The organism is Olivibacter sp. SA151 (assembly GCF_054130995.1).
This window is the reverse complement of record NZ_CP096391.1, coordinates 1,119,431-1,137,797: the sequence shown is the minus strand read 5'-3', so window position 1 is coordinate 1,137,797 and position 18,367 is coordinate 1,119,431. Positions and strand designations below refer to the sequence as shown.

At 44.3% G+C, this 18,367-nt stretch carries 10 protein-coding genes; all 10 read right to left on the bottom strand.

Features of this window, described 5'->3' with window-relative positions; all coding sequences use genetic code 11:
- Window positions 1–192 precede the first annotated feature (192 nt).
- Window positions 193–2,832 (bottom strand): alpha-L-rhamnosidase, encoded by a 2,640-nt coding sequence (locus M1D52_RS04365; protein WP_437394248.1) that lies wholly within the window; start codon window positions 2,830–2,832, stop codon window positions 193–195.
- A 31-nt stretch (window positions 2,833–2,863) separates the two neighbouring features.
- Window positions 2,864–3,607, bottom strand: a complete 744-nt coding sequence (locus M1D52_RS04360) for a 3-keto-disaccharide hydrolase (protein ID WP_437394249.1) — start codon at window positions 3,605–3,607, stop codon at window positions 2,864–2,866.
- Between the two features lie 28 nt (window positions 3,608–3,635).
- The gene (locus M1D52_RS04355; protein WP_437394250.1) at window positions 3,636–4,946 is read right to left on the bottom strand and encodes a Gfo/Idh/MocA family protein; all 1,311 of its coding nucleotides are present in this window, start codon (window positions 4,944–4,946) and stop codon (window positions 3,636–3,638) included.
- 262 nt (window positions 4,947–5,208) lie between these two features.
- On the bottom strand, window positions 5,209–7,962 hold the full coding sequence (locus M1D52_RS04350) for a glycosyl hydrolase (RefSeq protein WP_437394251.1): 2,754 nt from the start codon (window positions 7,960–7,962) through the stop codon (window positions 5,209–5,211).
- A gap of 99 nt (window positions 7,963–8,061) precedes the next feature.
- On the bottom strand, window positions 8,062–8,370 hold the full coding sequence (rhaM, locus tag M1D52_RS04345; RefSeq protein WP_013663778.1) for an L-rhamnose mutarotase: 309 nt from the start codon (window positions 8,368–8,370) through the stop codon (window positions 8,062–8,064).
- A gap of 55 nt (window positions 8,371–8,425) precedes the next feature.
- A complete protein-coding gene (locus M1D52_RS04340) occupies window positions 8,426–9,583 on the bottom strand; it encodes a glycoside hydrolase family 88/105 protein (protein ID WP_013663779.1) in 1,158 nt (385 codons plus the stop codon).
- Between the two features lie 66 nt (window positions 9,584–9,649).
- Complete coding sequence (locus M1D52_RS04335) at window positions 9,650–10,567, bottom strand: rhamnogalacturonan acetylesterase (RefSeq protein ID WP_437394252.1); 918 nt, start codon at window positions 10,565–10,567, stop codon at window positions 9,650–9,652.
- 291 nt (window positions 10,568–10,858) lie between these two features.
- Window positions 10,859–13,027, bottom strand: coding sequence for a hypothetical protein (locus M1D52_RS04330; RefSeq protein ID WP_377613001.1), 2,169 nt, complete (start codon window positions 13,025–13,027; stop codon window positions 10,859–10,861).
- 197 nt (window positions 13,028–13,224) lie between these two features.
- Window positions 13,225–16,623 carry a DUF4450 domain-containing protein gene (locus M1D52_RS04325; protein ID WP_437394253.1) on the bottom strand — a complete coding sequence of 1,133 codons (3,399 nt, stop codon included), beginning with the start codon at window positions 16,621–16,623 and terminating at the stop codon, window positions 13,225–13,227.
- A 303-nt stretch (window positions 16,624–16,926) separates the two neighbouring features.
- Window positions 16,927–18,306 carry a glycoside hydrolase family 28 protein gene (locus M1D52_RS04320; RefSeq protein ID WP_437394254.1) on the bottom strand — a complete coding sequence of 460 codons (1,380 nt, stop codon included), beginning with the start codon at window positions 18,304–18,306 and terminating at the stop codon, window positions 16,927–16,929.
- Window positions 18,307–18,367 lie beyond the last annotated feature (61 nt).

Genomic DNA, 18,367 nt, shown 5'->3' with positions numbered 1-18,367 from the left:
CATAGTTTGCAGATCTTAAATCGTTTACAAAGTATTACACTGCTTGGCAAAATCTCTCCGTTCTACTGAAATATCGCCTAGGAAATTTGCGGTTTGCACGTTGATGCACTACCGCTTGTAGCAAAGTTCCAAGCGATGAGTTTTTGGTTACTTTTTGCGGAAAAAAGTGACTAAAAAAAACGTTCCTTTTCCTTATATATCAAATTCATGACTACCGGCAGCCAACGTTCTTTTCTCTCCAGACGGTAGCGTCAATGTTCCATCGCTATTAGGGGGAATCGTCAGCCAAAGCTTTATATGTTTTCCTTTCCTTTCCCAGCGCGTTGTGATTTTACCATGAGGTCCTATATGCGAAGCTTCAAAACTTTCCAGTCCCTCGACAAAATGGGGTTCGATAAGAACATGTTTAAAGCCCGGCTTTTCAGGGTCTGGTTTAATGCCACCTAATCCTTTATATAACCATGCCCCAATTTCACCGAACATAATATGGTTAAGCGAGATATCGTGCGCCGATTGGATATTCCAGTTTTCATAAAGCGTAGTCGCACCATTTTTAATCCACCATCCCCACGAGGGATAATCTTCCTGAGCCGCAATTTTGTAAGCTATATCAGCATAACCATTTTCGCTTAAAGCATTTAGGATGGCTTTGGTTCCTAAAAGCCCGACATCCAAATGATAGTTATCTGCTGTAACACGCTCTGCAAGATTTTTTGCCACCTTTGCACGTAAATCATCAGGCACTATACCCCAAAAGAGCGGCATACTTAGTTCAGTTTGAACGCCCTGTCCGTAAATTCCCGTTTCCTTATTTAAATATTTTGCGTTAATAGCGTCCTTTATCTTTCCCGCCAATTGCTCATAATGTATGGCATCTTCTTCTTTTCCGAACAACTTGGCCGCTTTGGCTAAAATCATTGCATCCACATAGTAGTAGATTGAAGATGATAGTTCCACAGGGGATTTTGATTTTACCGGCACCCAGTCGCCCAGACCCCAAGTGGTAAGTCCGCTAGGATATAGAGCATCGATATGATCGACATAACGTTTAATGGCAGAATAGGAGTCTTTCAACAGTTTATTATCACCATAAAACAAGTAAACATTCCAGGGAATTAAGGCAATCGTGCTCGTCCAATCCGGACCATTGCCCCATTCGTAGCCCCAGCCGCCTGTTGGAATAATGGAAGGCAAAACGCCGTTAGCTTGCTGTTCATCCCGGTGATCGGCCAACCATTTTTCATAAATTGTAATGGCATCAAAGCTATACAAGCCTGTCTCAATTGCGATGTGCGCATCACCCGTCCACCCATTTTTTTCCCTTTGTGGACAGTCGGTTGGATAGCCAAATAAATTTGATAAATAGGAACGGTTCGTTGCTTCCCAGATTTTATTGATAACGGGATTAGAGGCATGAATAGTACCAACCTGAGGCACATCACTATGCATAAAATAAGCCGTTAAACTTTCTTCTTCCAAGGTTATCGGACGGTTAGCCGTTACTTCCACGTATTGAAACCCTTTATAATTAAAGGCAGGCATGAAATGATCATGCTTTCCACTAAGGATAACTATGTCGGTCTGAAAAGGATCTCTATGATCCGTAGGTCGGTAATGTTGATCAATATTGGAAATATCCACATGTCCGTTTTCATAAAGTCGCTCCCCATGCTTTAGGCGAACGACGGTCCCTTTCTCCCCTTGAATATGTAGTTCCGTAACGCCTGAAATATTTTTGCCAAAATCAAAGACATACGTCGTATCATTCAATTTTTTAAAATCCTTAACCTTCAACTGCTTCACATTTCGAATTGGATGCATCGTCTGCGATACCACTTGCTGTGAGGGTGCAGCACGGTAAAAAACTTCTTTCCAAGTACTATCATTGAAATCGGCTTTGCTCCACCCCTCTTGCTTTAGGCGTGCATCATAATGCTCTGCTGTATAAATACTGTTGAACACCAAAGGACCGGTACTGGTTTTCCAAGTTTTATCACTGACAATTGTTTCAACTGAACCATCCTCATAAGTAATTCGCAAGTCCAAGCAAAAGGTCGGCCGTGCCCGCCATGGCGCTTTATCAAAAAACCAAACGGCCGTTGACTGATGGTTATACCAGCCATTTCCCAGCAAGACACCGATCGCATTCTTGTCCTGTTGGATTTGCTCCGTTACATCGTAGCTAACGTACAAATTCCGTCGATCGAAGCGTGTGTATGCCGGATCCAATCGATGGTCTCCGATTCGTTTGCCATTTAAATACAATTCATGCAACCCGGCAGCTGCAACATAAGCACGCGCAGATTTTATCGGCTTTGATGGAGTAAACGTTTTTCGAAAGTAAGGTGCGGGTTTTACATGTATGTCCTGACCATCGGAAATCCAGCTCCCTTTCCAATTAGCCGTCTGCATGATGCCTGTTTCGAATGAGCTAACAGGACTTTCTAATACATTACCTTGGCGATCCCAGGCTCTCACTTTCCAAAAATATTTCGTAAAGGCTTTCAGTGCTGACCCATCATAATGTGCGAGTGTTTGATCGCTGACAATCTTCCCCTTTTGATATAAGTTCCCCTCGCCTCGCTGCGTTGCAACGGAATCGCTATTGACATATATTTCATAAGCCGATTGTTTGAAACCTTGCTTTGCAGTTTCAAATCTCCACGTAAATCGGGGATGCTCCTGATCGATACCAAGAGGCGACGGAAGATGTTCAACCTGCAAGTGAACGAGTCTAACCTCTTGTGCAGCTAAATTTCCATAAGCGAATAAAACGAGTAGAATGGCAAAAAAACGGACACCTATAAGGGTAAAAGATTTACAGGAATGCATGATTATATTATAAATTTGTTGTTTTTGATTTTTAAAGATTAGGTTTTGGGACGTCCGCATTTGGCGGGAGTTCTATAATTTTGAAATTGCGAAAGTGAATTTCAGCACCTTCCGATTCGAGACAGAGATAGCCTTTTTTAGACGATGCATTGCGCACGCCATTTACAAAACGACCGTTAACAGAAAGTTTCACCGTTCCGTCTACACATATCACATCATAGGTGTTCCATTCTCCCTTTCCTTTACATCGGTTTTCTATGGATTTACTTCGCTCACCTCGCGGGTTATCCGGTATTGTTGTCGTTCCACCGGCACCGAAAAGCTCACCATGCACATAGGCTATCGGCGGTTTTCGTCCATCCTGCAGGTGTTGATTGACCCAATCAAGCTCCAACATTTGGACTTCAACCCCGGCTGGAAGACGAGTTTTTGCGTCCGGCTTGGCATCACTCCATATAAAGACACCCGAGTTTCCTCCCGCCTCCATATGGCACCACTCGACGTGCAGTATAAAATTTTCGTATATTTTTTCAGAACGCATGACGCCGATCGGCTTTCCTGTACATTTCAAAAGCTCGCCATCCACCCACCAAGTACCGGGGTCCGTGTTGACATTAAGCCATCTTAGGGTATGTTCCCCTCCTGCTTCCTTATTTATTATATTTTCCAAAGCAACAGTGTGGCCAAAGCTCAAACTTTCTGATTGCGCATACACTCGCAAATGATTCGAGCAGAGCGCCAAAAGCAGCGGAAGCACAAATTTATATATCTTCATCGTTAAAATCATTTTAGCTCTCGCCCGGCTAGACAAACTTCGTTTTTCCCGGTACGGCTATTTCCGGGCCTTCCCATTTTAGATCCCAGGCATATTCCTCGATGGCGGGCCCTAAACGGTGCTCCGATTGAATGGCTTGCTCCCAGGTGATCGTTTGCCCGCTATAAGCCACCATCCGACCCCAAATAGCCAGCATGGTACTATTGGCCATCCACTCGCCGTCATTGACGGGTGTACCCTTGCGTATGGCGGCGAACAACTCATCGTGCTGGGTTTGGTACATGTTATTCTTTTTATCTCGATACTTCCAATTGTTTTTCCCTATAATTTCAATCGGACCGCCTATATTAACGACAGCCCGGCCGTCGCTTCCCAAGACCTCAACGCTATTTCTATTGGACGTGCCGGCCTGTTGTCTGGTAAAGTGAAAACCACGTGCACCATTTTCATACTCAAATTCAATGGCAAAATGGTCATAAATATTTCCGTAGATCTCGTCGGTACGAACCTGACGACCACCCGTACCGGTTGCTTTTACAGGCATCTTGTCACCCATTGCCCACGACATCATATCCAAACTATGAACGGCCTGTTCTACAATAAAATCACCGGAAAGCCAGTTATAATAATACCAGTTTCGCAATTGATAAGTCATTTCAGACCAATCCGGTTGTCGGGGAATCGACCATAACTCGCCTCCATTCCTAAAAGTTGACACCGTGTTTACCGAACCGATCTCGCCATCAAGCACTTTACCGAATACCGCTCTATTCGCCCAATCGTAACGAAAGCAAAAGCCGGAGACGAGGCATAAACGCTGCTCTTTTGCCTGCCTCACGGCATCAAGCACTTTACGCACACCAGGCGCATCAACAGCCACGGGCTTTTCGCAGAAAATATGCTTCCCTGCTTTTACTGCTGCGGCTAAATGATCAGGCCTAAATCCGGGAGGTGTAGCCAACAATACGACATCCACATCGGCCTCCAATACCCTTTGATAAGCGTCGAACCCGATGAAACGGTGCTTCTTGTCCACCTTCACCCGTTTCTCATCTATTTGCGACAACGCGTTGAGCGCCTGTTCCAGACGATCTTCGAAGATATCGCCCATGGCAGTAATATGCACCTGGGGATCTGCCTGTAAAGCTTGAGCTGCAGCGCCTGTCCCCCTACCGCCACAACCGATCAATCCTACCTTCAACACGGATTCCTTCACCTGCCAAGCAGCGAATGAAGGTTGACGGTAAGCCAAAGTACCCGCTGCCACTAGCAAGCTTGATTTTCTCAAAAATGTTCTTCTATCCGTTTTTTGCGGTTTAAACTGGTTATACTTCATCATAATACGGTTTGTTTAGTTCACTAAAGTATAAAAAATAACCGCGTAAAAAAATCAGCATTGTTGAAACACAACGATTCCATGGAAGCGTATACGTTTTAGCAAATAAAGGTTAAAACAAGAAGCGCAGCAACCTGTACCGTCCTGTAAAAAGACTAAGGGTCTCCACGAAAGAAACCCTTAATATACCTGAAAATAATAAATTAACGCTTAATAAGATGATTAATCTTACAAAATGATATGTTCAAGTTTCACATGAAACAGTTTAGTAACATTCGATATACACCGGACCCGCTAAGCCGGCAGGACTTGTTTTCCAGTTTGACGCGTCGAAAGGTTCATAGTCGATGTTGACGAATTGACTTCCATTATACTCCCGCCATTTCATTTTCCGTCGATCCATATAGCGGATTCGATTGGCCATTAAATTCGCTACTTCGATTTCAATGGTGTTTTTCCCTGGACGAACAAGATTTCCAAGTCTTAATTTATAAGGAAGGCTCCAAATCAATCCAGCATCTTTTCCATTAATTTTTATACGAGCACTTTCAAATAAGCTGTCCAACTTTAAAACATATTCCTTTGCGGAGCCTGCTGGTAATTCAAAAGTAGACATGTAAACGGCTTTTCCGGCAAAATTATTTGCTGCGCTATCTTGTAGATCTGTCCACCGCATCAGGCGATCCAGATTTCGTGCTTTTGGAATCGTTGGCCCCCCATCCTTAAAGGTTAATCGCCATTTTCCTTCTATAGCGATAGACGCAGTGGGTTTTTCGAGGTATTGCCAATCTACCAGTTCTTGGTGCTCTTTATGTAAGCCTGCCAAAATCCAAGATTCACCGGGGTCCAACTGTACCCTCACTTTCAGTTGGTTATTTTTAGACATGATTGCTGCTCTTCCGGTTTTTTCCGAAAGGGGATCCAAAATATACCAAGAAGCACCTGCTCCATTAAATGTTACATATTCGTCCACCCGTTTTCCGGTTAAATTGACCAGGTAATAATAGTGACCTGTTCCAACTTTCCGCCGAACAAATCGCAGTCCTGTCTTCACCAAGGCTTCCCCGGGCAAACTTACTTCCTGGAGACCGTCACGCAAGATTTCTTTCACTAAAATTTTACCTTTACCAACCTTCGGTTGCCTCGACATCTTCTTTATATTTTCCAAGACCTGAGCAAGTTTCATTCTACGCCTTTCCAGATCGTGAGCACCGGGAACATCCTTCGGCAAGGATTGAAAAATAAGCGTAGCGCCATTTTCCGCCAAGTGAATAAGTCTTTCTAAGGTTTCTACGGGCATTTTATCGGTTTTCGGTATCAATAAAGCACGATAAGGTAAGGACTCCTTACCTGTCACCCAATTTCCATCTTGAACCTGCAGCTTTTCAAGCAAATGATCGGATACAAAATCGAAAGAATAGCCTTCTTCCTGTAATTGCAAAGCCTGCTTATAGAATTCAGTAGGATGTAACCATTCATCGATATCGTGAACCTTCAAGGCCCTTAAAGCTCCCTTTGGCTGATGCCATATATCATAGATCGGCCAATAAATCAGTAATTCATTGTCCGCTTTTCCCGATTGGAGGATCGACTGTACACGGGTAATATATCGGTTCATCCCGTCCAAATGGCTCCATAAGCTATTAGCCGGCACAAAATTCACGGACGCATAAAAGAGCCATCCCGGCCAAGGCACCTCTCGCGGAGAATAAGTCGTACCGTGGTAAAACACATGATTAATCCCGGCCAAAAACACTTGGTCCACTTCCGGTTTACATTGCGCCCAGGACGTTTTAAAGTGTTCCGTCAGCCAGGTGAAGGTTTCACTCGACACCAGATTCTTACCGGTTACATGCGCAGCGGAAGAAGCGAATTTTAACATCATTGGATCGGGATCCACATTACGTATATCGGCGCTATCACGACGCAGCCCCGGTATCGGAAAATAACTCGAACCAAAGGTTTCTGCCTCCGGTATATCCACCGCCGCATATAAATCCAAGAGATTACCTGGCGAACCGTGCGCTTGGTTTTTTGTAATACCATGCTGTTCATGCGCCCAATGAGTCCAATGCCTGGTAAAATTATCTAAAAGCATCTCTGCCACCGTTTCGCGATAATCAGATTTGATACGCGCGACCTGCTCGGTTGAATCCCGACTTAGCAAATCGCGTACATAATACCGTAGATCGTAACCTCGGTTAGCTCGGAAGGTTTTAAACAGTGCTTCCGTCCAGTCTGCTCCATACACCTCATAGCTATCGTTATAGAAAGCCCTTATTCCAATACGCTCTTTACCTAATGCCTGTGTGTACGGTTGAAGATAGCGATCCAGTGCCCCTTTCGAAAAGTGATCGAGCGTTAAACCTTCACCACCTGGTGCGGCACGTTTAACCTGCTGCTTAGTTTTACCTAGGAATAAAGCATATAATTCCCACGTGCCCTTATCGGCCATCCAATGGAGTGTACCGGAGCTATCCACTTTATCTGTCAATAAAAGCGTTTTATTATCGGGACCATATGCGGTTAAAGAGATTAAGGGAGCGTTGGGTTGTTTCGGATCTGAAGACCTAATCTTTTTTTGCAACGGTTGTTCCCCTTGTAATTTATACGTGCCTACTATTAGCTTGGTAGCCGCATCGGCTGTATCAACTTGCGGTCCGCCAAAAGGCCAACCGGTACCATTAGTTAAATCGACCCCCATCCCCAGGCTATCGGCCGTTTGCAAGGTAAACCGTAAGCGCTTCATCCACTCGTCCGAAAGGTGTTCTATGTATTGATCTTCATAACCTTTTGCTCCATATATGGGTGCAATTTCTACCCCGCCAAAACCGCGTTGTTGATATTCCTGAAGGAGGCTACGTAAGTTTGCACTATCTACCGCATTTCCCATCCACCACCAGCGCGTCCAAGGTTTCATCTCTTTAGTAACTTCCGGCCAAAGGGTATCGGGTTCGCGCTGGCATCCTGCTGTTAGCGCGAGACTTATAATGAATATGTATTGAAGTTTTTTTAACATCTTTATTAGTGAACAAGGGAACCTGTTAGTTGGGAACCTGTTAGTTGGGAACTGGTCATACTCCTTGCTCCCTATTAACTACTCCCTATTAACTACTGTCTACTCCAAATGAAACACCATTTTCAAAGGTTTACTCACGGGCGAGTTATCTGCATTTGTTTCCATAATATCCGCCATATAGGCCCACCATTTTTTTACCAATGGGTGATCTCCCAGATCCTGCGAAGAACTGCCATTTTGCCTTTGTACCGCAAACAAGGTATTCGTTTCTTCGTCCAAAAAAATAGAATAGTCGGCTACGCCTGTTTCTTTTAGCAGTGCGCTTATTTCCGGCCATATTTCATCATGCCTTTTTTTGTATTCCTCTTGGAATCCCGGCATTAATTTCATTTTAAAAGCGATTTTCATTTTGAGGTATTAGCTTATAGCTATTAGCAGTTAACACATCGCTAATGCCTTATGTCTAAAGGCTATTAGCTAATTTATACACTTCCGTTCCGGCCAGTAGAAAACAACCCAAGCCGTAATCCTCGAAGTCGGGTTTGCTGGTATAGGTAACCGGTTGGCCGTCCTTCGGCTCTTTTCCGGTGCCTTGTACATACCCCAAGAAACCATTCTTATGTAAGGATTCCTTTGACAACGCTTTCCAAGCCTTGGTTACGATCGGCAAGTATACCTTTTTATCCACCAAGCCTTTATTGATCGCCCAAGCCATTCCGTAGGTAAATAGCGCTGTTCCCGTCGCTTCCTTCCCTCCAAAGTGCGTAGGATCGTGTAAACTTACATTCCAAAAGCCGTCTTTCCGTTGCAGAGGAGCCAATGCCGCTAGCATATTGGTCAAATCCGTTAAATATTCCTGATAATGCGCGTCACTTTTTGGCAATTCGTCTAAGACCCGCACCAAAGCCGCTATTACCCAGCCATTACCACGTGCCCAGTAGCAATCTTCACCATTTGGTTCTTTGTAAGGCGGAACAAAATCCTTATCGCGCCACCACAGTTTATCTTCGGGATTGTATAAACCATTTCCGCCCTCTTTGTATTTAGTATACGCATACAGTGCGTACATTTTATCAAAATATTTCGGTTCATTATAGGTTACTCCCAACTTTACGAATATAGGCATAGCCATTTGTATGGCGTCGATCCAATCCCAATCATTTACCTGATCGCTATTGACCATCGCATCGATGTTATCTTTAATCGCTTTGATCTGAATAGCTTGCTTATCTAAGCGATACAAGTCGATATACGTTTGACCGCAGCATTGGTTATCCGCATTGCGCGTAAACAAATCACGTGCAGGTGCCCATTGGTGTTTTTCTCCCCATTGCGTAGCGTAGTTGTGGTAACGCTTATCAGCATCAATTGTATACAATGCCATCAAGCCTTCGTAATACACCGCCCTGGTCCAGATATTCGCCGGGCGCTCTTTATTCGTAATGATTGTTTTCCCCGCGTCGGGCCATTTCTCCATAAAATAGTTATTAGCCAGCCGAAGCTGCTGTAATATTTCGTCTTTCTTTGGCAATTTTTGCCCATAACCAGGTAAGCCAATCACTAACAAGCAGCATAGTGTTGTTAGCGTTTTCCGTAAGTTTCTATTGCGTATTTTATTCATCGTTATTAGTTATTAGCAATTAGGTATTAGCTGACAGCTTTCAGCGATCAGCTATCCCAAATCAGCTTATTTTCGTTTAATAAATTTTTTCAAACCCATTTTAGGGACTTTCCTTATCGCTTCTACAAGCAGCGCTGCATTCTTCTTTGCACCTTCCAAATCAGTGTGCGTATGGTCGTCGGGGAAATAGGCTCTCACCTGTTCCCGTCCTATTTGATCATAATAATCAGCAACCAAATCGTGCAGTGGAATAAATGTCGCCCCTTCGCGAGCGGCTACTTCTTTTGCCCATTTCGGATATCCATCCGTGTCACGCGCTATCTTATTTTCTTCCCATCTATCACGAGGAATAGGCGAACATACGATCACTCGAGCCCCCTTTGCTTTCGCTTCGCGAATAAATTTAGACAAATACCAACCGTATGTATAAACAACTTCTTGCTGCTTTGTAATGGGATTATATATCTCCTTTTGTTCCTCACCTATGCCTTTCAATGTTCCACGTGCTCTGGCTGTATCGTCCAAGGGGCTACCGTCGTTATGCCCAAACTGCATCATAAGATAGTCGCCGGTTTGGATTCGGTTTAACACGTTATCCCATAAGCCTTTGGTTATATAAGTACGTGTACTCGTTCCTCCCAAAGCATGATTTTCGATGGAAAGACGCGTGGTGTCAAAATAAGAAGACAGTAGGCTCCCCCAGCCCCACTGACCATTGCTGCCATCACCTTTACCATTTTTGACGGTAGAATCGCCAATAATATATAAGGTTGGCTTTCTGTCAACCGGCTTCATTGCCAACAGTAGGAGCAACAGTATACTGACGAATGGTTTAATTTTTGATGAATGCATCGATTTATTTGGTTTAATATAATATCTTTTAAATATGGTGCAAAGGTTTGCTCTCGCCTGCCCAATGGCAGAAAAAAAATTGTTGGTTAAGCTATTGTTACTTTCTTCCGCAGAAAGTAACCAAAGACTCATCGCTTGGAACTTTGCTTCATCGGTAGTGCCTCCACGTGCTAACCGCAAATTTCCTAGGCGATACTTTAGTAGAACGGAGGGCCTTTACTTTTTACCAATCTATTAAATATTAATCTATGGTTTAATATATGAATCGTATGGCTATATCACTTTTTATGCTACTATAATACATCAAATCAAGCAGGCCGGCAACCTGTAGCGTCCTGTTAGTGTCTTCCGAAGACCACGAATTAGCTTGAACCGAGTGGAACGAGCAAATGATGAAAAACATAACCAAAACCGAAGAGTGAGCTAAGGCATTTTTTTAAATCCTTCCGCTTTCACCTGCCACGAACCGTCTTTTGGAAATCCCGGAAGCTCGCCCTCGCTTCCATCCCATCCACCGGCCATCATGGCTACCGCTGCTAATACGCCTCCATTTCCCGGGAGATAAATACGTAATCTCCCATCTTGGTAGTTATGACCATTCCTAAGATATGTATTTGTTTGTATATCCATAAAGAGTGCATCAAGTGCTTTTTCGGGCAGGCCCAGGCGTGCCGCATTCATGGCAGTCATCGGGAAATCCCAGCCCCAAGTATCGGCCCACGACCAGGTCTTCCAAACCGTATCCAAGGTACTTTTCATCACGTTCTTATCTAGTTTGGGTGATTCAGGAACCATGCCTAAAGCGCCCAGCACGGCAGGATGATCCGTCCGCCATTTTGGGTTGGTATAAGAATCTGTTGCGCTCTCAGTTGCTAGGTAAACACCTCCTTGAACCGGCAGTGCTGCCAACTTCTGAATCACCTCATCCCATTTTTCATTGGGTTCCATGCCTGCCCGTTTGCGCCATTGTTGTGCAATGCGCAAGGCCCAATCCCAATAGGCAACCTCATAGGTTGGATTGAAAGTTTCAGCCGCTTTAAAAACCTCTTGTGCCGGAATTACGCCTTTACCTAAATTATAACGGTCTTTTACTTTATCGTAAGTCGGAAATGACGCCATAAAGTCGGCCGTTTCAAAAACCAGGTCTTTATATTTATCAATGACTTTGGGGTCTTCCTTATCCCGATAGGCCAGTTCCGCCAAATAAATAAAATGCGGCTGTTGCCAAATAAGAAACGCGGCCACGGAAGAAGGACTTTCATTGCCTTCGTTGTCTGACATTTTTTGCCATCTGGCACCCTCATATCCCTGACGTTTGGCGATTGCTCTTGCCTTCTCCACCGTATTAGCATAATAGCCGAGGCTTTTTTCCATCAGGTCTACACGACCCCAAAGTGCAAAATGCACAGCATGCCACCAGTGCATCTCCGTATGTGGTTTACCGAACCAACTGTTGAATGTCAGACCCGTCTCTTGCGGTGGATAATGTCCCGCACACTGTACCTTCGTTAAGTACTGCGACAACACCACGCGTCGCTCAAGTTCTTTCGCCCGTGGATCTTTACTCCCGGCAAAATCAATAGCTGCCCCCCGGTTCCAGAAGTCGGCCCAAGCTTTTGTGCTGCTAGCCAAAGTCTCATCGTATAAAGACAGCTTCCCCTCCATTTTTTTTTGCGAAAAGGCAGCACTGAACTCCAACAGATCCGTGTTTCTTCCCGGTTGAAAAACAAAATAATGATCTTCTTTACCTTTGTTGAGCTTACCTTCGGTAAAAGCAAGGCTAGTTTCATACCGCGTTCCCTGGAGCTGATGACTAATATTGGCAAAATGTGTATCGCTTACTTCGATTTTAGTTTGGTGCAGCTCGGGGCGCTCCCAAAAGGTTCCCTCATCCAAAAACTCCGCTGTTGGGTAAGGATAGCGTATATAGATTGCCAAGCGCCCCGTCTTAATTAAAGGTGATTGCACTTTAACTGCCAGCTGATCCTGCTCTTGATGGCCAGCGGTATATACCTCAACCGGCTCGCCTTCCACTTGGAATGAACTATGAATTTCACCTGTCCATAAATTTAGTTCCTGGTGAATATGCGTTAAATCTTTTGCTTCTGCGCGTTGACCATTTTTTTTGTACAATTCAAAACCAATATTTCCCAATTGAAGTCGATGCGCATTCTCACGAAACCAATCAGTGGCTTCTTTATTTCGTTGAGGTTCCTTCCATTGTACACTATATTTGGCATCTCTTCCTTCGTTGTTAAAGTCGTAGCTCTTCAATGTTTCTTCAAAGCGGAAGTTTTTTTCGTTTTTAAAGCTATCCCACGCCCATTCCGATTGCGTTCCCAAGGCCACTCCCTTTTCGTACAATAACGGAAAAGTCTGCAAGCCTGTCACATCAACTGTAAATGCAAATTCTCCATTACCCACGGTTAAAGAGCTCAATGAATCAATAGACTCATTAACAACATTATGCCGGGTTACTACGGCTTTTCGATCAATAGAATCGTTCTTCTTCGTTTGCTTTTGATTACAGGAGAGTATTCCAATCAAACAGTAAGTTAATATCGATAAATAATGTCTTTTCTTGTATATCATATTTGTTATTGGTTATTTGTTACTAGTTATTCGTACTGACTACTTAACCATTAGACTATTTAACTACTTACAAGGCAGTAAGCTTTAAGCGCACCTGCCTACGTTACTTCATTGGCTAATTATCACATTGGCTAATTGACTAACCGAGCGTAGCGAGCTCATAAATACCTTTAAAGTGAACACGAATGAATAATTCCCTACTCAACAACTTCTAGTGTCATTCCCATCAAGCCTATTACTACATCATTGGCTATCGCTCGCAATTCAAGTGTCTTCAGTTCCTTCGTCGGATCGAGCGAGAAGTCCAATAGCGTGGCGGCGCCACCGTCGATTGCCCGCTTCGTAAATCCCTTGATTTCATCATAACTTCCTTCCCCTCCGCGTACGAACCGGCCGGTTTTCAAATGCAACCGATAGGGTTTTTCCTTCAGTAGGGAAAAAGCATAACCATCATCCTCATAATCCTGCTCGATCGGCCACCAATTATCGGGATTTCGGAGTTCCAGCTTTTCTTTGGTCCCGTCCGCGTAAACAATAGTCACTAGGCCATTGATGAACTGGCTCTGCATGGGGTTGGTGGTGCCGGCCATTAGCAAATAAACATGCGAGGCTTTGCCTGTTAGGGCAAGGGTCTTCTTTGTTGGGTAGTTGTCCCACTGCGAGGTAAACAGGATATCGTTTCCATCAACCGATAATTTTATTGGTACACCATTTGGCAAGCGTATATGACCCTGCGCCTTCGCTAACCGTTTGGTCCCTTGATCATCTAAAACAGGTTCAATCAAGGGATAGCACCAATTACCGATACCTTGCCAAGGTAGTTGTAAGGTCGGCGCACCCGGTCGTGGACTTAAGTAACGTTGCTTAAACAATTCTGTTATTTTTCCGTTGAACTCCTTGCTTAAGTCCAGCATTTCGTATCTACCCTTGCTTTTGCCTTCAGTCTTCGGAAAAGCACTGCGACGATAAGCATCTTCAACGCGTACATCCACAGGCATCCACCATTGCGCATTCCCTTGTCTAAGCTTTACAAAGAACAATGATTTCCCCACTCGCTTGAAGGAAAACTTCCGTTTCTCATTTGAGGAATCCACCAATACTCGTTGTGGATCGTACACCTCTTCAAGCCGTGCTTCACGGATATCCAAGTTCAGATCCTGCCCCAAAACGACACTATTTTGATAGCCCAGTTCGGCTATTTCTTTATCAGCCCACTCGATCTCAATGTGGTAGCTTGCAGTCTTGGGTATCGACACCTGAAGTGTCGGCTGCCCCAGTGCTTCCTCTATCCATGTGCAGTCAACGTCTTTTCCATTCACCCTTACCTGCTTTACTGCCGCTTTTTTAGTGCGCAACAGCAATTTCAAGTTCATACTCCTTTGGTATCTTGGCGTGATTTCATAGTGATCAAGCAATCCCGAGCGCTTAAAAGAAAAACTTATATTGGGAACATCTAAATCCGCTTCATTCCACGATTGCGGTAAACCAGGACGTATAGTAAGCGTATCAGCTAATGCATCCGGTAAAATGCCAAACAGTCCTTCCGTTAAGGTTCGAGCCGCTACGCCAATCGGATCGGCAAAATCACGGTATAACTCGCCTCTTTGCGCATCATAGAAAGACAATTGCTGAAAATTACCCGGACTGGCACCTAAGTACATGCTTTCTATAAGGTTGCTTTTCCACAATCGAAAGGCATCTTCCGCTTTGCCTCCCTGCCAGTACGCAAGAGCCGTTTGTAGGTTTTCAGCAAGTGCCACATTGTTGATCGACCAAGTGTACGGTTGCCAATTTGTTGTAGACAACGTGTAAAGTTGCTGCTCCGATAGGCCTGCCGCCCGTATGGGGATATGGGGAATATGCTCGTCAACATAAGTTAACGACTGATAGCGCTGAAAGGGTGTAGCCATGCGGGTATCCAGCGCATGATAGATTGTCCACAATCCTGGTTGCTCGTGCCTTAAGCCCTCACCTAAGAGATCCTTATATTCGGCATACCAGCCTTTATCTTTTAACCACAAATACTTGTTTACTGCGTCCTTAATTTTAGCAGCCTCCTGTTTATAAGGGCTTGGATCTTCACCAACGATTGCGGCGAGTCGCGCCGCCATCTCAAAACCCCGATAATTATAGGCCGAGGTGTGCGTTACGCCACCACCACTATACTGCAGGGCATCGCTTGCCCAAATGGCGCAATACGCGTCGTATAGCCCATCACCGTCCTGATCAAAATTTCGTTTCTCCCATGCCAGGTGTCTTTTGATAGCAGGCCAGCTAGCTGTTATAAAGGCGGTATCACCTGTATATTGAAAATGGTTATATAATTGGTCAAAAAACACCAAGTTCATATCGTAGTGATGGGGTTTGGTATTATCATTGGGATTTCTCGAGATATAACCACTGGAGAACACGGTTGTGCCCATCTCTTCAAGCTGTCTTGCCAAATGCCGTGAGGTATCCGGTACCACTAGCCCCTTCTCCGGCTCCAGTACCTGAGAACGAAGGTAAGCTGAAAAATGCAATTTAGCGCGATCATGCCAACCCAGCGGATCAGCCACATAAGCCCCTCGCCAGGCATTTAAGCGCATGCGCCAGGCCACTGCCCCGTGTAAGTAGGTTGGAGACTCCCAGATCGCATCCGCCGCAATCGCCAATGCACCACCCAGCGTGTTGATATAAGGATCGGGGGTTTTAAGCTTTACACGCTCCGTTAAGCCCTTCCGTTTTTCTTCAGCCTGTTGAAAAACTACTTCCAATGGTGCCTGATCTTTTTCTCTTTGAATCGCTATATAAATTGGCTGTTCGTCTTTTAGCATATATTGTGCGCCCAACACCGGACGATCAATGGATGAACTTTCCCATAATTCAGGCAAAACCGTTAACTTATCTGCATTTAGCAGCTTCAGAGACGGTTGTCCGGAAAAAGCACCGAACAATTCCTGCGTTTGCTTTTTCTTATTTAAAAAGTTCAAATGGAATCCGCGATTGTTTAGGGCAAATGTATTCGCTTCACAATTCTCGGGCAATAAATAAAAGCTCGATTCCGGGTCGGCACCTATGTCGCCGGCACGACTGAAATTTTGCCCACTAGCTCCTCCATAGATAGCCAAAAGCTTCGTTGAATGTGTAATATTTTCTCCCTCCACCTCCAGAATTAAACCTTCGTTCTCCGCTTGTGCCAAAACTTGCACCGTCAATCGCCCATCACCCAACAGTGTATCTTTAATCCAGTAAATCATTGTCCCCGGACGATACCGAGTTTCAATATGATCCGCATCAATCAGTCTTTTATAGTTCTTACCATCGGTCAGCACAAACTGTAAGTTACCGCCCATGCCCGGCAAGTATAAAGCAAATTCAGGCAAATCGCCCGCTTCCACGCGAAAAGCCGTATTCGTGCCATACAAGGCGCGATTAAATCGCCGCCTCCCTTGCACCAATACAAAGTCTTCGCCCTCGGGTTTGTAATGTACTACTCGTTCTATACCGTGCCATAAAGGCTTATGGTCATTTTCCTGCGCGTAGGATGGATTACTCGATAATATCATACTTATCGATATGATCATGCTCAGAAAAAATGTTCTTTTTTTTATCATAACCAATTATTTACTTTCTTTCTCCGCAAAAGAAAGTAACAAAGAAAGCTCTCGGCTGAAAATGTTCTTTGAGCGTCTATGCCGTTACATAGCTTGTGCTACCCGAACCTTTTGAGGCCGATCTTTATTTATATGAAAGTTAATTCCTTCGACGATTCCCTATATTTTAACCAACAACAACGTATCAAATAAAGTTCAAACACTCATTCCATATGGCCATTCGGGCCTACACGCTAAACCTTTGATCGGCTGAATGAAGATCGCTTTACGCTAAACGAATAACCAATAACTAACAACCAATAACTAATTAACTCCTTTTGGCGCCTCCATCACCCTTCCATTTATCTTCACATCCTCAAAGACAAGGTTCTTAACATGGTCGACCTTAAAGGGTTCTTTAATTCCTTTTAAATTGCAATTAATCATTCGCAGATTCGTTACCGGCGACTGCTGATAGGCTGCAACCATCAGCGCGTATTGCCCACCTTTTTCGACGTTCAGATTTTCTACCCAAATATTACGGATCGTAGGAATGTGATTCCCCGGTTTTTCATAAAACATATTGCACTTGACAGCGGCTTCTTTGAACGTGCCGACCTGTACATTTTTCATAAATACATTTTCAATGATCCCCCCACGGCTCGAGCTCGTCTTTATCCGCAAGACACGATCCAAGTTAGGACTATCCATTTCACAATTGATAGCATAAATGTTCTTAGCGCCTCCAGCAATCTCACTACCGATGACGACGCCACCATGCCCATCTTTCATCACACAATTCTCGATAATATGATTTTCTGCCGGGCGACCGATATTGCGGCCGTCTTCATCTCTTCCCGATTTAATGGCAATACAATCGTCGCCTGTATCGAAATAACAATCGCGTATCCATACATTTTTACAAGCTTCCGGATCGCAGCCATCGTTATTGGGCCCATGACTAATCACTTTTACCTTTTCAATCAGTACATTTTCGCACAATACGGGATTAAGGTTCCACATGGGTGAGTTGATCAACTTCACATTCGCAATCCATACATTTTTACACTGATAGGGCTGTATAAAATTAGGTCGTAAATAATGTCCATCACCAAAAATCCGCTTTTTGGGATCTACTTCCTCATGCATCATCTCATGCAAAGCATTCCGCGCAGGAGTTTGCTTACCCAACTCTTCCCGCCAACCGTATTTTTTAGCCCCACACCACCACCACCAATAATCGTTATTTGCATTTCCATCCAGTATCCCATTTCCTGTAACGGCAATATTCTCTTCCCCATAAGCATAGATAAAAGAGGCATAGTTCATACATTCCATTCCCTCCCAACGCGTGAAAACAATCGGATAATCCGAGCTATCCCGACTGAATACAATCGTGGCGCTGTCCGCTAAATGGAGATTTACATTACTCTTTAGATATATCCCACCGGTGAGAAACTTTCCATAAGGAACAACGACCCTTCCTCCACCGCTTTTATGACAGGCTTCAATCGCTTTTTTGAAGGCTTCCGTGTTTTTAGTCAGTCCATCCCCTACCGCACCAAAGTCCGTTATCAAAAAATCCCGTTCTGGGAAAACAGGCGCTTTAATCTGTCGCTTAAGCATTTCCATTTCCTGCTCCGGTTGCTTAGCGGAAGTCCATGCCTTCTCTTGCGCGTAACTATTAATTGACCAAGCTGACATAAAAATGAAAGATAAAAACCTGAATTGGAAAGATCGTTTTGATAAAAAAGAATACGTTTTG

Coding starts and splice junctions, on each gene's coding strand:
- M1D52_RS04355 (WP_437394250.1), bottom strand. CDS start 4,946: ATGATGAAGTATAACCAGTTTAAACCGCAAAAAACGGATAGAAGAACA.
- rhaM (WP_013663778.1), bottom strand. CDS start 8,370: ATGAAAATCGCTTTTAAAATGAAATTAATGCCGGGATTCCAAGAGGAA.
- M1D52_RS04365 (WP_437394248.1), bottom strand. CDS start 2,832: ATGCATTCCTGTAAATCTTTTACCCTTATAGGTGTCCGTTTTTTTGCC.
- M1D52_RS04320 (WP_437394254.1), bottom strand. CDS start 18,306: ATGTCAGCTTGGTCAATTAATAGTTACGCGCAAGAGAAGGCATGGACT.
- M1D52_RS04360 (WP_437394249.1), bottom strand. CDS start 3,607: ATGAAGATATATAAATTTGTGCTTCCGCTGCTTTTGGCGCTCTGCTCG.
- M1D52_RS04335 (WP_437394252.1), bottom strand. CDS start 10,567: ATGAGTCTTTGGTTACTTTCTGCGGAAGAAAGTAACAATAGCTTAACC.
- M1D52_RS04325 (WP_437394253.1), bottom strand. CDS start 16,623: ATGATAAAAAAAAGAACATTTTTTCTGAGCATGATCATATCGATAAGT.
- M1D52_RS04350 (WP_437394251.1), bottom strand. CDS start 7,962: ATGTTAAAAAAACTTCAATACATATTCATTATAAGTCTCGCGCTAACA.
- M1D52_RS04340 (WP_013663779.1), bottom strand. CDS start 9,583: ATGAATAAAATACGCAATAGAAACTTACGGAAAACGCTAACAACACTA.
- M1D52_RS04330 (WP_377613001.1), bottom strand. CDS start 13,027: ATGATATACAAGAAAAGACATTATTTATCGATATTAACTTACTGTTTG.